This is a genomic window from Jiangella aurantiaca, assembly GCF_004349105.1.
Lineage (GTDB): Bacteria > Actinomycetota > Actinomycetes > Jiangellales > Jiangellaceae > Jiangella > Jiangella aurantiaca.
Map to the genome: position 1 here is coordinate 76,552 of NZ_SMLB01000021.1, position 19,246 is coordinate 95,797.

Below are 19,246 nucleotides of genomic sequence, written 5' to 3' on the forward strand. Positions count from 1 at the left end.
CCTACTCGGGCCAGGCGGCGGCCAGCAGCGCCCGCGTTTCGGCGAGCAGCTGCGGCATGATCTTGGTGTTGTCGAGGACGGTCATGAAGTTGGCGTCGCCGCTCCACCGTGGCACGACGTGCTGGTGGAGGTGGTCAGCGAGCGACCCGCCGGCGACGCCGCCGAGGTTGAGGCCGACGTTGAAGCCGTGCGGGCTCGACGCCGCCTGCACGGCCCGGACCGCGTCCTGCGTCATCGCCGTGAGCTCCCGCGACTCCTCGTCGGTGAGCGTCTCGAACACGCCCGTGTGGCGGTACGGGACGACCATGAGGTGGCCGGGGTTGTACGGGTGCAGGTTCAGCACCGCGTACATCGTCTCGCCGCGGTGCAGGATCAGCCCGTCTTCGTCGGACTTCTTCGGGATCTCGCAGAACGGGCAGCCCTCACCGTCGCGTCCGTTGCCCGGCTCGCCGGTGATGTAGGCCATCCGGTACGGCGTCCACAGCCGCTCCAGGCGGTCGGTCTCGGGCACTGTCACTCCCCGGATGTGGTCGTGGGGGCACCGGGACGCGAGTGGACACTCCGCAACCCGCGGATATCACCGATGATCACGCGCGACGGCCTCGCAGCTGATCGAGCTCGCCCCGTGGGTCGTCGACCCGGGGCACATCCATGGGCTCGGCAGCGAGGATCTGCGCCGCCGCCTCGGCCCCGCTCGTCACTCCCTCGCTGGGGACCTGCGCACGACGATCCATGGACATGGACACACGATAGCCTCGACACGCCGTGACCGGCTCAGTCAGACCTGGATGCGGCGCTTCACCGCGTCGACGATCTCGGCGATCGCGTCGTCGACCGGCACGCCGTTCTTCTGGCTGCCGTCGCGGTAGCGGAAGGAGACCGCGTCCTTGGCGACGTCGTCGTCGCCCGCGATGAGCATGAACGGGATCTTCTGCTTCTGCGCGTTGCGGATCTTCTTCTGCATGCGGTCGTCGGAGTCGTCGACCTCGACCCGGATGTCTCGCTCGCGCAGCTTCGCCGCGAGCCGCTCCAGGTAGGGCACGTGCTCGTCGGCGATCGGGATGCCGACCGCCTGCACCGGCGCCAGCCAAGGCGGGAACGCGCCCGCGTAGTGCTCGGTCAGCACGCCGATGAACCGCTCGATGGAGCCGAACTTCGCCGAGTGGATCATCACCGGCTGCTGCCGCGAACCGTCGGCCGCCTGGTACTCCAGCTCGAACCGGGCCGGCTGGTTGAAGTCGAGCTGGATGGTCGACATCTGCCAGCTCCGGCCGATGGCGTCGCGGGTCTGCACCGAGATCTTCGGGCCGTAGTAGGCGGCGCCGCCCGGGTCGGGAACCAGCTCGAGTCCGGACGCCTTGCCGACCTCCTCGAGTATGCGGGTCGCCTCCTCCCACTGCTCGTCGGTGCCGATGAACTTGTCGGACTCGGGGTCGCGGGTGGACAGCTCCAGGTAGTAGTCGTCCAGCCCGAAGTCCTTGAGCAGCCCGAGCACGAAGTCCAGCAAGTGCCGGATCTCGTCGGCCGCCTGCTCCTGGGTGACGTAGGAGTGGGAGTCGTCCTGCGTCATGCCGCGCACGCGGGTGAGGCCGTGCACCACGCCGGACTTCTCGTACCGGTACACCGAGCCGAACTCGAACAGCCGCAGCGGCAGCTCGCGGTAGGACCGGCCGCGGGAGCGGTAGATGAGGTTGTGCATCGGGCAGTTCATGGCCTTGAGGTAGTACGAGCTGCCCTCGACCTCCATGGGCGGGAACATGCCCTCGGCGTAGTACGGCAGGTGCCCGGAGGTCTCGAACAGGCCCTGCTTGGTGATGTGCGGGGTGCCGACGTACTGGAAGCCCTCCTCCAGGTGCCGGCGGCGGACGTAGTCCTCCATCTCCCGCTTGATGACGCCGCCCTTGGGGTGGAACACCGGCAGGCCGGAGCCGAGCTCGTCAGGGAAGCTGAACAGGTCGAGCTCGCGGCCCAGCTTGCGGTGGTCGCGCCGCTCCGCCTCGGCGAGGCGGTCGAGGTAGTCCTTGAGCGCCTCGCGGCTCTCCCAGGCGGTGCCGTAGATGCGCTGCAGCTGCGGGTTCTTCTCGCTCCCCCGCCAGTAGGCGGCGGCGACGCGCATGAGCTTGAACGCCGGAATGTTGCGGGTGGTCGGCAGGTGCGGGCCGCGGCAGAGGTCCTTCCAGGCCAGCTCGCCGTCCGGCTTCACGTTGTCGTAGATCGTCAGCTCGCCGGCGCCGACCTCGGCGGACGCCCCCTCTGGAGCACTGTGGCCTGCTGCCGATTTGAGGCCGATGAGCTCCAGCTTGTACGGCTCGGCCGCGAGCTCCGCGCGGGCCTCGTCGTCGCTGACCGGACGGCGGACGAACGACTGCCGCTCCTTGACGATCTGCTGCATCTTCTTCTCGATGCTCTTGAGATCGTCGGGGGTGAACGGCTCGGCGACGTCGAAGTCGTAGTAGAAGCCGTTCTCGACCGGCGGGCCGATGCCGAGCTTGGCCTCCGGGTACAGACCCTGCACCGCCTGCGCCATGACGTGCGCCGTCGAGTGGCGCAGGATGTCGCGGCCGTCGCGCGAGTCGATGGCGACCGGCTCGACGTCGTCGCCGTCGCCCAGCACCCGGGCGAGGTCGACGAGCGTACCGCCGACCCGCGCCGCGATGATCGTGGGGTCGTCGGCGAACAGGCCGGCCGCCGTCGTGCCCGCATCGACCTGTCGCTCGCTTCCGGCGACGACGATGCGGATCTGTTCGGACACGACTGCTCCTCGGTCGGTGTGGTGTGTGGCCGCCGTTTCGGGCCGGGTCGATGCTACCCGTTGGCCTTCCCCTTGTGCGCCTCGCCGCAGGGCTGGGACGTCGCGGTCGGTCATCGGCCATGGAGGCGCGCGACGATGGCCCCCGCCAGGCGTTCCGGCGCTCCCGGCGACGTGGCCAGGAACAGGCTCGGCTCGGTCAGCTCTACTTCAAGGATCACAGGCGTTCCTGTGGGGCCCGGTATGGTGTCGACGCGCGCGTACAGCAGGCCGTCGCTGCCCGGGATGGCGTCGAGCGTGCGCCGGGCCAGCTCGGCCTCGGCGGGGGTCGGCTCGCGCGGGTCGATCTGCTCGCTCCACAGCGGCCGGCCGTCACGCAGGTCGGGCCCGTCGAGCAGGGCGCCCTTGCGGATGGCGTGGCTGAACTCGCCGCCGATGTGCAGCATGGCGGTCTCGCCGGCGGTGTCGACGGCGCTGAGGTACGGCTGCAGCATGACGGTGGACCCGCGGGCCAGGAGCTTCTCGGCCTGCGCGACGGCGAGGGCGCGCTGCTCCGCGTCGTCGAGCCGGTAGCGCCCGGTGTCGGCGGAGCCGGCGCTGACCGACGGCTTGACGACGTACTCGCCCTCGCTCGGGAGGACGGCGGCCGGGTCGCCCGCGTCGCCCGGGGCCAGCCACGTCGTCGGGACCACGGGCAGCCCGGCGGCGGCCAGCTCGCGCAGGTACACCTTGTCGGTGTTCCACTCGACCACCTTCGCCGGGTTGAGCAGCCGCGGGACGGCGTGCGCCCAGGCCAGGAACTGCTCCCGGCGACGGGCGTAGTCCCACGGATTGCGCAGGACGGCGAGGTCGAACGCCGTCCAGTCGACGGCGGGATCGTCCCAGACCGGCGTCTCGACCTCGACGCGGTGCGAGCGCAGCGGCTCGACCACCAACTGGTCGTCGGTGTCCAGATCGGGCAGCTCGGCGCACGTGACCAGGGCGACGCGGGGCATGGTTCGTGATCCCTCCGGTGTCTTCGCAGGCGACAGGCCCGACGATACCCGTCACCACTGACAGCGGCCGCCTCACATGAGGTACGGCAGGAGGACGGCGACCGCGTCGGGCGTCGGCCGCCCGCGCGGGCCTGGCCGACCCGGCCAGGGCACTCACAGCTCCGCCACCGAGTTGATCATGGAGAAGGTCGGGTTTCCCGCGACTCCAGAGCCGACCTTCTCCATGATCAAGCGTGCCCGGTCGTATACGCCGGACATGCGCCAAGTGAAGTGGATCTATGCCCTTCGCCGACAATAGCGGCGACAATTCGCCATCGCCCAGAAGGGTCATCAGCCAAGATCAAAGATGAGTGCTGACATGCGACGGACGAATACATCGTCGCGACGGCGGGACATCCTCATTCCCAGCCGGAGTTCCGTCTCCGGCGGGTGGGGGTGGACACCGCCCAGCAGCAGGAGCAGAATCCGCAGCTAGGGAGCGATCTTCCCGGGGGGGTTCAGCATGACCTACGAACAAGGTCCCGTAGCGGCGAAGGCGAAGCTGGCTACGTTCGCCCGGACGAAGGGCCTGCTCACAGACACGGACTTCCAGCGCGAGGACGCGCGTGAGTTCTGGAACCGGGTCCAGGCAGCCAACGTCTCGGCGCACTCGCCGCGCGCGGTTGACATCCACGACCACGATGCGAGGGACAAGATCTACGGCTGGGACTGGGATGGGACGGACGGCTACTTCGTCACCGACCCCGACCCCACCGATGCCGCATGGCATCCGGCTTGAGCCAGCCCGGCCCGAGGCCCTGGAGCCTCGCCCGGCTGCTGGCGCCACACGACGCTGACCTGTTCCTCCGCCACTACTGGGAAACCGCGTACCTTCATGTCGACCGCGGTGACCCTGGCTACTATGCGGACCTGGTCACGCTACGCGACATCGATGCGCTGGTGGCGACGTCGAACCTCGAGGCGGGCCAGATCCGGGCGGCCGGCGGGCCGTTGGGGCCGGCCGGAGATCCGGACGAGGACGCGGAGGCCCAGCCGGCGCTCGCCGGTGGTGCGGCACGCGGCCGGGCGTCCACCTCTCCAGGCGGGCCCGAGTGGCTCTACGAGCAGTTCCGGGCTGGGTCGTCGCTGGTGTTGTCCTTCCTGCAGGGGCGGTCCGCGGCGCTGCGCGACTTCTGCAATGACCTCGGCCGGGAGCTCAGCGCTGGTGTCCAGGCCAACGCCTACGTGACCCCGGCGCACGCACAGGGCCTCGCCGCGCACTATGACACCCACGACGTCTTCGTGGTCCAGGTCGCCGGCACCAAGGTATGGAAGCTGTACGACATCCCGGTCCCGGTGCCGCTCAACTCGCAGCACTATCGGCGCGAGGAGCACGCGCCCTCAGCTCCGCCGGTTGTGGTCGAGGTCGCCGCGGGCGACGTGCTCTACGTGCCGCGCGGGCTCGTGCACGAGGCGCAGTCGACGGATGCGGTGTCTGTGCATCTCGCGGTGGGCGTGCTCACTCTGACGTGGGCAGACGTCCTGCATGCCGCCGTCGATGACGTTGCCCGCCGAAATCCGGCCGGCCGCCGCGCGCTGCCGACGGCCTTCGCTCGCGACGCCGACGCACGTTCGATGGCCGTCGACGGCGTGAGTTCGGCGCTGGCACAGCTGCGCCGGCGAGCCGAGCCTGCCGCGTTGATCGACCGCATGGCGGCCGTGGCCATGAGCCGGCTCACGCCCGACGTGGACGGCTACCTGTGCGGCATCGCGGCCGGCCCCGAGTTGGATCTGACCACGCCTCTGGACCGGCATGACCGCGACACCTGGTCCGTCGACCTGCGCGAGGACGGGCGGCTGGTGCTGGCGTCCGGGACCCGCCGCCTGTCCATGCCAGCTCGCCTGGAGTCGGAGCTCGAGTGGCTGGTGACCGCGCCTTTGCCGGTGTCCGCGGCCGACCTTCCGGGCACCCTGGCGGCGGAGGACCGGCTGGTGTTGTTCCGCCGCCTGGTGAGCGAGGGCTTCCTCCGCCTGCCCGGTACCGGTCAGGGCGCGCCGTCGTCCGCACCTGCGAGCGCGGCGCGGGCGGCGTCGACCGCCGTCTCCTCGGCCGCCGCGGACAGCGGCGCGCCGGCGCCGTCGACCAGGTAGAAGACGTCGATCGCCTCGGACCCGAGCGTTCCGACGACGGCGGACCGGATCACGACACCCGGCCCGCTGAGCGCCGTCGCGACCCGGTGCAGCAGGCCCGGCTCGTCGTGCGCGCGGATCTCCAGCACCGTCGCGTCCGCCGACACGTCGCGAAGCAGCTCGACCCGCGGCCGGGCGTGCGCGATCACCCGCCCCCGCCACTCCGCGGCGCGAGCGGCCAGCCGCTCCCCCAGGTCGAGGCTGCCGCCGAGCGCCCGGGCGGCGTCCTCGCGCAGCCGGACCTCGTCCGGCCCGCCACCGCGGCGCGCGACCACCTGCCAGACCAGCACGACGGCGTCGCCGGCGGTGTACGCGCTGGCGGAGCGGACGTCGAGGCGGTGCAGCGCCAGCACGCCCGCGACGACGCCGAGCACCCGCGGCCCCCGCGGCGCGACGACGGTCACCGTCGCGAGGCCCGCGGCGTCGCCGTCCGGTGGGGTCACCCGCACGGCCAGCGTCCCGGCCGCGGCCAGCGTGGCCTGCTCGGCCGTCAGCCGGGCGGGCTCGGGAGGCGCGGCGCCGGCCAGCACCAGCCCGGTCCGCTCGACCAGGTCGCCGACCAGCCGCGACCGCAGCGGCGTCCACGCGATCGGCCCCGCGGCGGTCGCGTCGGCCTCGGTCAGGCAGGCCAGCAGCTCCAGGAACTCGCGGGTGCCGACGGCGTCCACCACCGTCGCGAGCGTGGCCGGGTCGTCCGGGTCGCGCCGGGTCGCCGTCTCCGGCAGCAGCAGGTGGTGCCGGACCAGCCGGCCCAGCGTCGACGCATCGTCCTCGGTCAGCCCGAGCCGCCGGCCGAGCGCGACGGCGATCGGCTCGCCCGCCTCGGAGTGGTTGCCGGGCACGCCCTTGCCGAGGTCGTGCACGAGCGCGGCGAGCAGCAGCAGGTCCGGCCGGGCCACCCGGCGGGTCAGCCGGGAGGCGACGGCAGCGGTCTCGACCAGGTGCCGGTCGACGGTGTGCCGGTGCACAGGCGTGCGGGTGGCCCGGTAGCGGATCCGCTCCCACTCCGGGAACCAGCGCACCACCAGCCCAGCCGCCTCCAGCGCGTCCCACACCGGCACGATGCCCGGCCCGGCGCCGAGCAGGCTGACCAGCGCGTCCAGGCCCGAGGTGGGCCACGGCTCCGGCAGCGGCGGACACTCGGCGGCCAGCCGGGCCAGTGTCTGCGGGCTCGGCACCAGGCCGGCCTGCGCCGCCGCGGCGGCCGCCCGCAGCGGCAGGACGGCGTCGCGGGCGGGCTCGGCGTCGCGCGCGAGCACCACCTCGCCGTCGTACTCGTCGACGCCGCCGGCCAGCGGGCGGCGGACCAGCTGCTGGCGCCGTCCGCGCCGCCGCCGGCCGGCCAGCGTCCGCTCGACGTCGCGCCAGGTGACGTCGGAGGCGTAGGCGATGCTGCGGCCGGCCTCGGCGACGCGGCGCAGCAGCGGGTCCGCGTCCAGCAGGCCGAGCTTCGCGGCGACGTCGTCCTGGTTCTCGAACAGCAGCCGATCCTGCCGCCGCCCGGTCGTGCGGTGCAGCGCGTCGCGGACGGTCAGCAGCCACCGCCGGGCGAGGTCGACCTCGGGGGTACGCGGGCGGTCGGCGATCCAGGACGCCGTCACGGCCCGCAGCGCCAGCGTGTCGCGCAGCCCGCCGTAGGCCTGGACGAGGTCCGGCTCCAGCAGGTGCGCCAGCTCCCCCACGCCAGCCGCGCGGTCGCGGCACATCGCGGCCAGCTCGGGCAACCGGGCCGCGGCCTGCTTGCGCCAGCCGTCGCGGACGTCGGCGCGCAGCTTCTCCGTCAGCGCCTCGTCGCCGGCTACGTGCCGGGCGTCGATCAGGCCGAGCGCCGCCTTGAGGTCGGACGCGGCCACGTCGACCGCCTGGCCGAGCGTGCGCACGGAGTGGTCCAGTGCGAGTCCGGCGTCCCACACCGGGTAGAACACGGCGTCGGCGACGGCGCCCGGATCGCCGCGGCTGGTGACGAGCAGCAGCACGTCGAGGTCGCTGCCGGGCAGCAGCTCACGTCGTCCGTAGCCGCCGACGGCGACCAGCGCGTACCCGCGGCGCGTGGTGGCCGGCACATCCGCGAACAGACGTGCCAGCCACCCGTCGGCCAGCTCCGACAGCGTTTGGGCTCGCTGCGCCGCGCCGAGGCGGTCGTCGTCGACGATCGCCCGGCGCAGCGCGACGAACCGGTCGGTGGCGGTGCTCAGAGCGCGTCCGGCCCGGTCTCCCCGGTGCGCACCCGGATGACCGCCTCGGCCGGCGTGACCCAGATCTTGCCGTCGCCGATCTTGCCGGTCCGGGCCGCCTCGGCGATGACCCCCAGCACCTGGTCCACGTCGAGGTCGTCGACCAGCACCTCCAGGCGCACCTTCGGCACGAGGTCGACGGTGTACTCCGCACCCCGGTACACCTCGGTGTGCCCCTTCTGCCGGCCGTAGCCGCTGGCCTCGGTGACGGTCATGCCGTTGACGCCGAACGCCTCGAGCGCCTTGCGTACCTCGTCGAGCTTGAACGGCTTGATGACGGCGGTGACGAGCTTCATGTGGTCACGCTCCCTGTGCGGACTCGGCGCGGGCGGGCGCGGCGGCCGCGCTCCGGGTGGGGCCGGCCGACGTCGAGGTCAGCTCGTAGCCGGTCTCGAGATGGCTGTTGAGGTCGATGCCGTCGACCTCCTCCTCTTCGCTGACCCGGAACCCGACAGTCGCGTCGATGATCTTCCCGAGCACGTAGGCGACGACGAACGAGAAGACGATGACGACGGCCGCGGCCACCGCCTGCCGCCACAGCAGGTCCACGCCGCCACCGTAGAACAGGCCCTCGGCCTCGCCGGTGAAGTCCGCCGACGCCAGCAGGCCGATCATCAGCGTGCCGACGACGCCACCCACCAGGTGCACCGCGACCACGTCGAGCGAGTCGTCGTAGCCGAACCGGTACTTGAGCCCGACGCACAGGGCGCACACCGCGCCCGCGACGACGCCGATGATGATCGCACCGATGGGGCTGACGTAGGCACAGGCCGGCGTGATGGCGACCAGACCGGCGATCGCGCCGGACGCCGCACCGAGCGTCGTCGAGTGCTTCTGCTTCACGACGTCGACCAGCAGCCAGCCCAGGACCGCCGCCGCCGTCGCCACCATCGTGTTGACGAACGCCGCCGAGGCCAGCCCGTTCGCGCCGAGCGCCGAGCCGGCGTTGAACCCGAACCAGCCGAACCACAGCAGCCCGGCGCCCAGCAGTACGAACGGCAGGTTGTGCGGCCGCATCGGCTGCTGCGGCCAGCCGATCCGCTTGCCGAGCACCAACGCCAGTGCCAGGCCCGCCGCACCGGCGTTGATGTGCACGACGGTGCCGCCGGCGAAGTCCAGCGCGCCCAGCTCGAAGATCCAGCCGCCGCCCCACACCCAGTTCGCGACCGGAAGGTAGACCAGCGTCAGCCAGAGCGGCACGAACAGCGCCCACCCCCGGAACGACGCCCGCTCGGCGATCGCGCCGCTGATCAGCGCCACGGTGATGATGGCGAAGACCGCCTGGAACGCGACGAAGGAGAACTCGGGTATGGGCAGCCCGCCGGGGTGCATCGAGTCCAGGCCCACGCCGTCGAGGCCGAACTTCCCGAGCCCGCCGATCAGGCCGCCGTTGGTGCCGTCGAACGCGAGCGTGTAGCCCCACAGCACCCAGAGGACCGGCACGATCGCCAGCGCCAGGAAGCTCATCATGAGCATGTTGAGGACCGCCTTGGCGCGCACCATGCCGCCGTAGAAGAAGGCCAGTCCGGGGGTCATGAGCAGAACGAGAGCCGCGCTCGTGAGCACCCACGCGGTATCGCCCGCGCTGAGTTCGGGCATCGTTGGCTCCTAGCCGAGTCGGAACGCCGGCCCGTTCACAGGCCGGCCACGTCCCTGTGATCGTGGCGACCCGTCGTTACTCGGGCGTGCGGCGACCATTACGGCCGCGTGACATGGACCACCGTTGCGTTACGACTGCGTGAACAGCGCCCGCCCCGCCTCTCCGTTGATCTTGGAGTTGTTCGGCAATTGCAGCCCGGAATGTCCGATAGATGGCCGAACAAGTCCAAGATCAACGCGAGCAGAGGGGCGTGATCAGTCCAGGGGTGCCATGGAGCTGCGCTCGATCAACGTGGTCGCGAGCTCGAAGTGGTAGGTCTCCGGGCGCTGCCCCTGCGCCAGCGACAGCAGCGTCCGCAGCGCCACCCGGCCCATCTCGCGCATCGGCTGCCGCACCGTCGTGAGCCGGGGCGACGTCCAGGCGGCCGCGTAGGTGTCGTCGACACACTCCCCTGACCCCGCCCACGAAGTTGATCTTGGAGTAACCGTGGAATCAAACGGACATTCCACCCGGCAACACCACGATTACTCCAAGATCAACTCGGGGGTGGAGGTCGGGCGCCCAGGAGATGGCGGAACAGGGGTTGCAACCGGTACCCGGGTACGGGTTTACCGTCGGGATATGGACATCATCGCCGACGCTTCGTTCCTTCCCGACTCGTGCACCCTGCCGTCGGCGGACCGGCCGCTGCGACTGGCCGAGTTCGCCGACCTGTTCGCCCGCTCCGCCCGGCAGCCGGACCGTATGTCACCCACCCGGCTGCGGCTCACGCTGGACGACGACCCCGCGGTCCTCGCGACGGCCCGCGACCTCGCTGCCCGCGAGTCCGCCTGCTGTGCGTTCTTCACCTTCACGTTCGGCGACCGCGGCGCGCTGACCGTGGAGGTGCCGCCGGCGCAGGCGGCGGTGCTCGACGGGCTGGAACGGCTGACCCGATGACGGGGCTGCGCAGCGGCGAGCTGGCCGGAGCCGCCGGGGTCAACCTGCAGACGCTGCGCTACTACGAGCGGCGCGGGCTGCTCGCCGCGCCGGACCGCACGCTCGGCGGCCACCGCGTCTACCCGGCCGGCGCCGTCACCACCGTCCGCATCATCAAGGCGGCGCAGCGGCTCGGCTTCACGCTGGACGAGATCGCCGAGCTGGTCGACACCGGCCGCGGGCACGCCCGCTCCGACGCCGACCTGCGCGAGCGGGCCACCGCGAAGATCGCCGAGGTCGAGTCGCGGATCGCCGACCTGACCGCGATCCGCGACACCCTCCAAGCCGCGGTGGACGCCGGCTGCCACGACCTGCGCGACTGCGCCGGCAGCCCGGACTGCCCGATCCCGTTCACCCGTCTCGCCGGAGCCGGCACCTGACGCCGAGGAAAGGCGGCGAGGAAAGACCTTGTGGCGCCACGCGGCGCCGTTAGGGTCTTCCCATGACCTCCGACGAGATGACCGCGCCGGCCGACGTCGGGCGCGGGCTCTCGACGGCGGAGGTGGCGGCCCGGGTCGCCGCCGGCCGAACCAACGACGTGCCGGCACGGGCCAGCCGCGGCGTCTGGGAGATCGTCCGCGGCAACGTCTTCACCCGCATCAACGCCATCCTCGCGGTGCTGTTCGCGATCGTGCTGACCACGGGCTCGATCCTGGACGGCCTGTTCGGCGCGATGATCGTCGCGAACAGCGTCGTCGGCCTGATCCAGGAGCTGCGGGCCAAGCGCACCCTCGACCGCCTCACCATCGTCGGGCAGGCCCGGCCCCGGGTGCGCCGCGACGGCGTCACCGTCGAGCTGGCGCCCAACGAGGTGGTCGCCGACGACGTCATCGAGATGAGCGCGGGCGACCAGGTCGTCGTCGACGGCGAGGTCGTGGCGGCCGACGCCCTGGAGGTCGACGAGTCGCTGCTCACCGGCGAGTCCGACCCGGTGGTGAAACACCCGGGCGACCCGGTGATGTCCGGCAGCTTCGTGGTGGCCGGCAACGGCGCGTACCGGGCCACGAAGGTGGGCCGCGAGGCGTACGCGGCCCGGCTGGCCGAGGAGGCCAGCCGGTTCACGCTGGTCAACTCCGACCTGCGCAACGGCGTCAACACCATCCTGCGCTTCATCACCTACCTGCTGATCCCGGCCGGCTCGCTGTCGGTGTACAACCAGCTGTCCGGCGACCAGGACCTGCCCGACGCGCTGCGCGGCATGGTGGCTGCGCTGGTGCCGATGGTGCCCGAGGGCCTGGTGCTCATGCTGTCCATCGCGTTCGCGGTCGGCGTGATCCGGCTCGGCCGCCGGCAGTGCCTGGTCAACGAGCTGCCGGCGATCGAGGGGCTGGCCCGGGTCGACGTCGTGTGCGCGGACAAGACGGGCACGCTGACGGAGAACGCGATGCGGCTGGCCGAGGTGCGCGAGCTCGACGGCGACGGCGACGGCGCGGCGGTGCGGACGGCGCTCGGCGCGCTCGCCGCCGCCGACCCGCGGCCGAACGCCAGCCTGCAGGCCATCGCCGAGGCGCACCCGGACGACCCCGGCTGGCAGGTCACCGGGGTGGCGCCGTTCTCCTCGGCACGCAAGTGGAGCGGCGCGAGCTTCGACGGCAACGGACACTGGGTCCTCGGCGCGCCGGACGTCCTCCTGCCGGCCGGCGACGCCACCCGCGACGACGCCGAGCGCACCGCCGCCCAAGGGCTGCGGGTGCTGCTGCTCGGCCGCTCCGACCAGCCGGTCGACGCCGCCGGCGCGCCCGGCGCCGTGACACCGTCGGCGCTGCTGGTGCTGGACCAGAAGGTCCGCCCGGACGCCAAGGACACCCTCGCCTACTTCGCCGAGCAGGACGTCACCGTGAAGGTCATCTCCGGCGACAACGCCGCCTCCGTGGGTGCCGTCGCCGGGTCGCTCGGGCTGCCCGGCGCCACGCACACCGTCGACGCCCGGACGCTGCCCGCGGACCGCGACGCGCTGGCCGACGTGCTGGACGAGAACGCCGTCTTCGGCCGGGTCACGCCGGACCAGAAGCGGGCCATGGTCGGCGCGCTGCAGTCGCGCGGGCACACCGTCGCGATGACCGGCGACGGCGTCAACGACGTGCTCGCGCTCAAGGACGCCGACATCGGCGTGGCCATGGGCGCCGGCAGCCCGGCGACCCGGTCGGTCGCGCAGATCGTGCTGCTCGACAACAAGTTCGCCACGCTGCCGCACGTCGTCGCCGAGGGCCGCCGCGTCATCGGCAACATCGAGCGGGTCGCCACGCTGTTCCTCACCAAGACGGTGTACTCGGTGCTGCTGGCGTTCATGGTCGGCGTGCCCGGCCTGGTGGGGTACGACGCGCTGCCGTACCCGTTCTACCCGCGGCACGTCACCATCACCGGCTGGTTCACCATCGGCGTGCCGGCGTTCGTGCTCTCGCTCGCGCCGAACGCCGAGCGGGCGCGTCCCGGGTTCGTCCGCCGGGTGATGCGCACGTCGGTGCCGGCCGGGATCGTCATCGGGATCGCCTGTTTCGTCGCCTACATCCTCACCTACGACGGCGGCGACTCGTCCGACGCCTCCCGCACGCAGGCCACGACCACAGCGCTGATCACGCTGACGATCATCGCGCTGTGGGTGCTGGCGATCGTGGCCCGCCCCTACGCGCCGTGGAAGATCGCGCTGGTGGTCGTCATGGCGGCGTCGTCGGCGCTGATGTTCCTGCTGCCGTTCACCCAGGACCTGTTCCTGCTCGACCCCAGCAACACCGGCTTCACCGTCATCGGCCTGATCTGCGCCGCGGCCGGCGTCGTCCTGGTCGAGCTGATCTGGGCGTGGAGCGGGCGCGACCGTCAGGCAGACGCGGACTGAGCGTCGCCGCGGCGGGCCGGGACCTCCCAGCGCACCTCCGTTCCGCCCTCGGGCCCCCGCCCGGCGCTGAACGTCCCGCCGAGCCGCTCGGCCCGCTCGGCCAGGTTCGCCAGCCCGCTGCTGTGGTGCTCCGGCGGCAGCCCGACCCCGTTGTCGGCGACGGTCACCCGCACCCGGCCGCCGGACGACTCGACGACGGCGCTCACCCGGGATGCCTTGGCGTGCCGGACGACGTTGGACAGCGACTCCTGCAGCACCGGCACCAGCTGGTCGGCGACCTCGTCGGGCACCCCGTAGTCCAGTTCCCCGACGAGCTGCAGGCCGGGCGCGAACCCGAGCTGCTCTCCCGCTGACTGCACGACGGAGACGAGCCGGCCGCGCAGCGTCTCGGTCCCGTCGTCCTTCGACGACTGCAGCGCGAAGATGGTCGACCGGATCTGCCGGATGGTCGCGTCGAGGTCGTCCACGGTGCGCTCCACCCGCGCCGCGACGTCCGGCCGGTCGATCAGCCGGGCGGCCGCGGTGAGGCTCATCGCGCTGGCGAACAGCCGCTGCACCACGAGGTCGTGCAGGTCGCGGGCGATCCGCTCGCGGTCGTCGACCAGCCCGTGCCGTTCGGCGTCCTTGCGGGCGTCGGCCAGTTCCAGTCCGACCGCGGCCTGACTGGCGAACGCCTGCAGCATCCGCACCGTCGGCGCTGCGAACGGCTGCTCACCGCGCTGCCTGACCAGCACCAGTACGCCACGCACGCGCGGTGGCGCGCCCAGCGGCACCAGCAGCGCCGGCCCGGCCGGCAGCCGGTCCAGCAGCGGCGCCGGCTCCGCTCCGCGGCGGACCTCGGTGAGGACGCGCGGCTCACCGGAGCGCAGCACGGCCTCGGACAGCGTGCCGTCGGCGGTGAACTGCAGCCCGTCGAGCGCGTCGGAGCCTTCGCCGTTGGCCGTCAGCACCCGCATGAGTCCGGCCGCCTCGTCGTCCGGCGCGACGACGACCGCGGCGCGCGCCGACGACATGGTCCGCGCGTGCGCGGCGATCAGCGTCAGTGCGTCGTCGAGCTCGGTTCCGGACAGCAGCGCCTGCGTCACCTCGGCCGACGCGTCCAGCCAGGTCTCGCGCCGGCGGCTGGCGTCGTAGAGCCGGGCGTTCTCGATCGCGATGCCCGCGGCGGTGGCCAGCGCCGTCACGATGGTCTCGTCCTGCTCGTCGAAGTCGCGGCCGCCGTTCTTCTGAGTCAGGTACAGGTTGCCGAACACGGCGTCGCGGACCCGGATCGGGACGCCGAGGAAGCTGCGCATGGGCGGGTGGCCCTGGGGGAACCCGTACGACTCCAGGTGTTCGGAGATCTCCGCCAGCCGCAACGGCCGCGGCTCCTTGATCAGCAGGCCGAGCACGCCGCGCCCGTGCGGCCACTCCGCGATGCGGGCGATCTCCTGCTCCGAGACCCCGATCGGGATGAACTGCGCGAGCTGGCCGTCGTCGCCGATCACCCCGAGCGCGCCATACCGGCAGTCGACCAGGTCGATCGCCGCCTCGACGATGCGCCGCAGGGCGGTCTCGAGCTCCAGCTCCCGGCCGATGGACACAACGGCCTCGAGCAGCGCGTGCACGCTGTCGCGCGCCTCGACCACGGCCTGCAGCCGCGACTGCACCTCCGCCAGTAGCCGATCGAGCGGCACCTTCGGGAGAAGCTGCTCGGACTCGGACAACGTCAACCCCCTGCTACCCGGCTCAGTCTCCCATCGACCAGCGGCGATGTCGAGGAACGCCCCGGGCCGAGGGTCCCGGCGCACAGAGGACCTTGGTCCCACCGGACGCCGGACCTTCGCCCGGTCCGCCGGTCCGCCCCGGCGCGCTCCACTAGAGGTGCGGCGGGATCACAGAGCCCGCACGGCGGGGGATCGCTCGGGGCCGGTATGGGGGTGCCGGCCCCGAGCCGGTTCCGTTGTCGGTGGCGGCTGCCAGACTGAGGCGGTGCAGCAGTACACGTTCGGCGCCGAGCTGTGGGCGTATGGCGGCGAGGCGTCGTGGGTGTTCGTCACCGTGCCGGCCGACCTCTCGGCCGACATCCGTGCCCGTCCCCGCCCGCCCCGCCCGGGGTTCGGCTCGCTGAAGGTCGGCGTGCGGCTCGGCGGCACATCCTGGTCCACGTCGATCTTCCCCGACGCGAAGAGCGGCTGCTACGTGCTCCCGGTCAAGAAGGCGGTCCGGACCGCCGAGGGGGTCGACGACGGCGACACCGTCACCGTCGAGCTGACTGTCCGCGAGTAGGGGCCAGAACGCCGGCAGCACCACCTCGCTGGAGGGCTGCCGTCGGATCCGACAGCAGCCCTCCAGCAGGTCGAACCGACCTACCGGCCGCCGTCCGACGCGGCCGCCGCGCGCGTGATCGCGGCCGCCTCGCGGGCGGTGATCAGGCCGCCGTCACGGAAGTCGCCGACCACCTCACCGACGTGGCGGACGAACCGGCCGTGGTCCGCGAACGGCTCGCCGGCCTCGACGAGGTCGAGGATGGTGCAGCCGTCGTCGCCGCGGTGGGCGTTGGCCACGCCGGAGTCCACGTCGCCGAACGCGACCGTCTCTTCCGGCGAGTGGCCGGCGGGGCAGGCGTCCGCCGTCGCCGCCCACAGGACCGCCCGGCCCAGCTGCGGCTGCAGGCCCTTCGGGTGCAGCCGGTAGGTCGGGTTGGTGCCGAACAGGACCGTGCCGGCGCCCGCCGGTACGACGCCGCGGACGATGCTGGCCTGCCCGGCGGCCGCGGCCTGGCCGTTCGTGCCGGCGTCGTTCGCCGCCCACCAGCCGGCCAGCAGCGGATCGGCGGCATACGACTGCTCGATGACGACTCCGCTGCCTAGTCCGGTGAACCAGACCGGCTGGGCGATGAACGCGTGCGGGATGGCGCCGCCGGTCACCGGTCCGCCCGCGTTGACGATGTTCGCGACGCCGCTGGCCAGGCTGTCGCCCGCGGTCGCCGTCACCGGGAGGAGCGCCGCCGCGTTGCTGAAGCTCGCGCCGGCGGTGCCGAGGCCGACCACGCCGCCGCCGCGGGCCAGGAACGCGTCCAGCGCGGCCCGGTTCTCCGGCGTGAGCGCGCCCACGTTGAGCGTGCCGCCGACCAGCAGCACGTCGACGTCGCCGGTCAGAGTCTGGGCCAGCGTCGCGGCCGCGACCGCACGCGGCTCGAAGCCCAGCGCGAGCAGGGTGTCGCGCGTCTCGGCGCCGCCGGTGTAGCCGACGACGAGCTCGTCCAGCGGCGCGCCGCTCCAGTCCTCCGGCGCCGCGGTGAACGTGACGCCGTGCGCGGCGGCCAGCTCGGCCGCCTCGGCCCGCGCCGACCGCGGCACGACCACTGAGCCGTCGGCCAGGCGCGTCACCCCGACACCCTCGGCCAGCAGCGCGTTCACCGTCAGGAGGTCGGCGGCGTCCTGGGGGTCCAGGCGCAGGTCGACGTCGCCGTCAGGCAGCGCGCCAGTGGCAACGCCGTCGTCCACCCGCTCCACCGGCACGTCGGGCAGCTCGTCCCACAGGGTGTCGACGGTGGCGCCCCAGGTGAGTCCCTGACTCCAGGCCGCCGGGCCTGCGTACAGATCGTCGACCCGGTCGGTGAGGTCGTAGCCGGGCTCGAGCAGCGAGTTCACCAGGCCGCGCTTGGGCTGGTGCAGGTCGATGACGTAGGAGCCGGCCGGGTAGCGGGTGCCGTTCGCGGTGAAGTCCTCGGTCGCCTGCGTGACCCGGCCGCCACTGGTGACCAGCAGGTCGACCAGCCGCGCCACGGCCGGCGCCGAGTGTTGCCGCTCCCCCGCCGGGATGACGTAGGAACGCGGGAACTCCGTCGTGTACCGGTCCTCCGGGCCCCAGCCGGGCACGTAGCCGTCCGGGATCTCACGCAGCGCCTCGCCGGCCCAGCCCCGCCGGTACCACTCGGCCTGGTCGTGGATGACCTCCTCGCGGTGGTCCTGGATGTATTGCAGCGAGGTCTTGATGGCCACCTCGTGGACGTCGGTGTTGATGGCCGAGCGGCGCACCCGCTCTGCCGGCGTCAGGTCCGCGCCGCGCGGGTTGAGCGGCGCCTCGATCGTGTACGGGATGCTGCTCTGCAGCATCGCGAACGACGGCACGTATATCGGCGGGAAGTCGTCCCACACCCCAGGCGCGTCGTCGCGGAACGGGATGCGGGCCCGCTGCGTCTCCGGGTAGCCGAGCGCGCGCAGATCCTGCTCGATGTTCAGCGCGTTCGGCAGCCCGTGCTTGATGTACAGGTCGTACTCGTTGTTGACGTTGTGCGGCGGGGTGCTCGGGTGCAGCAGCGTCGGGTTCACGTAGCCGTGCAGATCCAGCGTGATGATCGGCTTGGTGTCGACGATCAGCTCACGGATGAGCGTGGTCTCCGGCTGGGAGACGATGGTGAGGTCGCGGTTGAGGTCGTAGCCGGCCGCGTTCTGCCGGGTGCCCGCCACCCGGCCGTCCGGATTCGCTGTGACATTGAACACCAGGCGGTTCCGCGCGAGCAGGGCCGCGACGGCCGGGTCGGTGCTCGTCGCGAACTCCTCGATGACCCGCAGCGCGGCGTCGGTGCCCTCCCACTCGTTGCCGTGGATGTTGGCGTTCACGAACAGCGGCGTCTTGTAGCCGGTCAGCAGCGCCGGGTCGGTGCGGGCGGCCTCCGGCTCGTCCTCCAGCCACTGCTTCCACGCCTCCTGCTGGGCGGTCTCGGCCGGCGTCTCGGGCGCGGTCACGACGACGGCGTACAGGTCGCGGCCGCCGCTGGACCGGCCCGCGACGCGCGCGGACACGCGGTCGCTGGCCTGCTGCAACGCGTTGAGCTTCGCGGCGATCTCGTCGTACGGGATCACGCCGATCGGGATCGACGCGTCGCTGGGGTCGTCCGGCCACACCGGCAGGACGTTCTGCTGCGGGTAGCCGGTGGTCAGGGCCGCGGGTTGCGAGGCCGAGGGTTCGGCGGTGGCTGGAGCGGCGGACACTGCCGCCACCGGGACCGCGAGCAGCACGGCCGCCGCCACCGGCGTCAGTGCTGCTCGCAAGGGCGATCTGGGCATGAGGGCATACCTCCGGTCGGGGAAACGGTGGAGCCGCCCACGCGAGGACGTCGTCACGCAGGGCCGGACGCCTGCGGAGGGATTGACGCGCCGCCGGCGGGCTGGAACGCCCGGCTGCGAGCGCGCGTCAACAGGCGGCGCTGGCGATGCGCATGAGGTCGATGTGACCCCGCTTCGTCAGCAGCACGGTTCGCATGGCCGTGATCTTCGCCGAGCCGCCCGTTCTGCGTCAACTGCCCCATGACGCCCGGTCAGGTCCGGCATGTCAGCAAGTGGGCTGCCGGTTGATTCCCTAGCGCCTTTGTAGGTATTGTCATGCGGTCCAGGCGGCGATCAGTGCGATCTGACCGCCAGCACGACCGCGATGGTGAGCCACTGCCGGCCGATCGGCCGGTGACGGGCGACGGTCGCGACAAGCAGCACGGCCCCGCCGCCGCCCGCGACGACGAGCGCGAGCGTCGCGGTCCCGGTGATCATCGAGTCGCGCAGGTAGCCCTCGGCCAGCGCGGAGAGGGTCGAGCCCGCCGCCCTCGCCTCCAGAGTTGATCTTGGAGTAACCGCGGGGTTGGCGTCCGATTCGTCCGGTTGATTCCCCAGTTTCTCCAAGATCAACTCTGGAGGCGAGGGCGGCGGG

Annotated in this window: 17 protein-coding genes; 6 read left to right on the plus strand and 11 right to left on the minus strand. The window is 72.3% G+C overall.

The genetic code is table 11. From position 1 onward, the window contains the following. Position 1: 1 nt before the first annotated feature. The 3 genes from E1262_RS16295 to E1262_RS16305 form a co-directional block, all read right to left on the minus strand. Positions 2-466, minus strand: coding sequence for an HIT family protein (locus tag E1262_RS16295; protein WP_132104216.1), 465 nt, complete (start codon positions 464-466; stop codon positions 2-4). A gap of 312 nt (positions 467-778) precedes the next feature. Beyond that, positions 779-2,752, minus strand: coding sequence for a threonine--tRNA ligase (gene thrS, locus E1262_RS16300; RefSeq protein ID WP_238992956.1), 1,974 nt, complete (start codon positions 2,750-2,752; stop codon positions 779-781). 110 nt (positions 2,753-2,862) lie between these two features. Beyond that, a complete protein-coding gene (locus tag E1262_RS16305) occupies positions 2,863-3,744 on the minus strand; it encodes an ATP-grasp domain-containing protein (RefSeq protein WP_132104196.1) in 882 nt (293 codons plus the stop codon). 502 nt (positions 3,745-4,246) lie between these two features. Between E1262_RS16305 and E1262_RS16310 the strand changes: the two genes are divergently transcribed. Together E1262_RS16310 and E1262_RS16315 are read left to right on the plus strand one after the other, a co-directional pair. Next, positions 4,247-4,522: a hypothetical protein gene (locus E1262_RS16310; protein ID WP_132104197.1), complete on the plus strand. Its 276-nt coding sequence runs from the start codon at positions 4,247-4,249 to the stop codon at positions 4,520-4,522. Continuing rightward, positions 4,507-5,874, plus strand: a complete 1,368-nt coding sequence (locus E1262_RS16315; protein WP_132104198.1) for a cupin domain-containing protein — start codon at positions 4,507-4,509, stop codon at positions 5,872-5,874. The genes E1262_RS16310 and E1262_RS16315 overlap by 16 nt, the downstream gene beginning before the upstream one ends. Here E1262_RS16315 and E1262_RS16320 read toward each other — a convergent pair. The 4 genes from E1262_RS16320 to E1262_RS31720 form a co-directional block, all read right to left on the minus strand. After that, on the minus strand, positions 5,769-8,108 hold the full coding sequence (locus tag E1262_RS16320; protein ID WP_132104199.1) for a [protein-PII] uridylyltransferase: 2,340 nt from the start codon (positions 8,106-8,108) through the stop codon (positions 5,769-5,771). The genes E1262_RS16315 and E1262_RS16320 overlap by 106 nt on opposite strands. Next, entirely contained in the window at positions 8,105-8,443 is a 339-nt protein-coding gene (locus E1262_RS16325) for a P-II family nitrogen regulator (RefSeq protein ID WP_119662727.1), read from the minus strand. Before E1262_RS16325 ends, E1262_RS16320 begins: the two co-directional genes overlap by 4 nt. A 4-nt stretch (positions 8,444-8,447) precedes the next feature. Next, entirely contained in the window at positions 8,448-9,746 is a 1,299-nt protein-coding gene (locus E1262_RS16330) for an ammonium transporter (RefSeq protein ID WP_132104200.1), read from the minus strand. A 255-nt stretch (positions 9,747-10,001) separates the two neighbouring features. After that, positions 10,002-10,256: a substrate-binding domain-containing protein gene (locus E1262_RS31720; RefSeq protein ID WP_132104201.1), complete on the minus strand. Its 255-nt coding sequence runs from the start codon at positions 10,254-10,256 to the stop codon at positions 10,002-10,004. Positions 10,257-10,368: 112 nt separating this feature from the next. On the opposite strand from E1262_RS31720, the gene E1262_RS16340 reads away from it, so the two are divergent. The 3 genes from E1262_RS16340 to E1262_RS16350 all read left to right on the plus strand — a co-directional run bounded on the left by E1262_RS16340 (position 10,369) and on the right by E1262_RS16350 (position 13,558). Then, positions 10,369-10,686 carry a hypothetical protein gene (locus E1262_RS16340; protein WP_203453930.1) on the plus strand — a complete coding sequence of 106 codons (318 nt, stop codon included), beginning with the start codon at positions 10,369-10,371 and terminating at the stop codon, positions 10,684-10,686. Further along, a complete protein-coding gene (locus E1262_RS16345; protein ID WP_132104202.1) occupies positions 10,683-11,105 on the plus strand; it encodes a MerR family DNA-binding protein in 423 nt (140 codons plus the stop codon). Before E1262_RS16340 ends, E1262_RS16345 begins: the two co-directional genes overlap by 4 nt. Before the next feature lie 62 nt (positions 11,106-11,167). Then, the gene (locus tag E1262_RS16350; protein WP_132104203.1) at positions 11,168-13,558 is read left to right on the plus strand and encodes an HAD-IC family P-type ATPase; all 2,391 of its coding nucleotides are present in this window, start codon (positions 11,168-11,170) and stop codon (positions 13,556-13,558) included. Here E1262_RS16350 and E1262_RS16355 read toward each other — a convergent pair. Continuing rightward, positions 13,540-15,264 carry a sensor histidine kinase gene (locus E1262_RS16355; RefSeq protein WP_203453931.1) on the minus strand — a complete coding sequence of 575 codons (1,725 nt, stop codon included), beginning with the start codon at positions 15,262-15,264 and terminating at the stop codon, positions 13,540-13,542. The two genes, E1262_RS16350 and E1262_RS16355, sit on opposite strands and share 19 nt — an antisense overlap. Positions 15,265-15,529: 265 nt before the next feature. Between E1262_RS16355 and E1262_RS30925 the strand changes: the two genes are divergently transcribed. Then, a complete protein-coding gene (locus E1262_RS30925) occupies positions 15,530-15,826 on the plus strand; it encodes a DUF1905 domain-containing protein (protein ID WP_203453932.1) in 297 nt (98 codons plus the stop codon). Positions 15,827-15,906: 80 nt separating this feature from the next. Here the strand turns inward: E1262_RS30925 and E1262_RS16365 are convergent, their stop codons facing one another. The 3 genes from E1262_RS16365 to E1262_RS16370 form a co-directional block, all read right to left on the minus strand. Beyond that, positions 15,907-18,612 (minus strand): M14 family zinc carboxypeptidase, encoded by a 2,706-nt coding sequence (locus E1262_RS16365; protein WP_132104206.1) that lies wholly within the window; start codon positions 18,610-18,612, stop codon positions 15,907-15,909. Positions 18,613-18,739: 127 nt separating this feature from the next. Beyond that, entirely contained in the window at positions 18,740-18,808 is a 69-nt protein-coding gene (locus E1262_RS32130) for a putative leader peptide (RefSeq protein WP_420810532.1), read from the minus strand. Between the two features lie 137 nt (positions 18,809-18,945). Then, the coding region (locus E1262_RS16370; RefSeq protein WP_203453933.1) for a hypothetical protein at positions 18,946-19,246 on the minus strand (301 nt) is incomplete at its 5' end.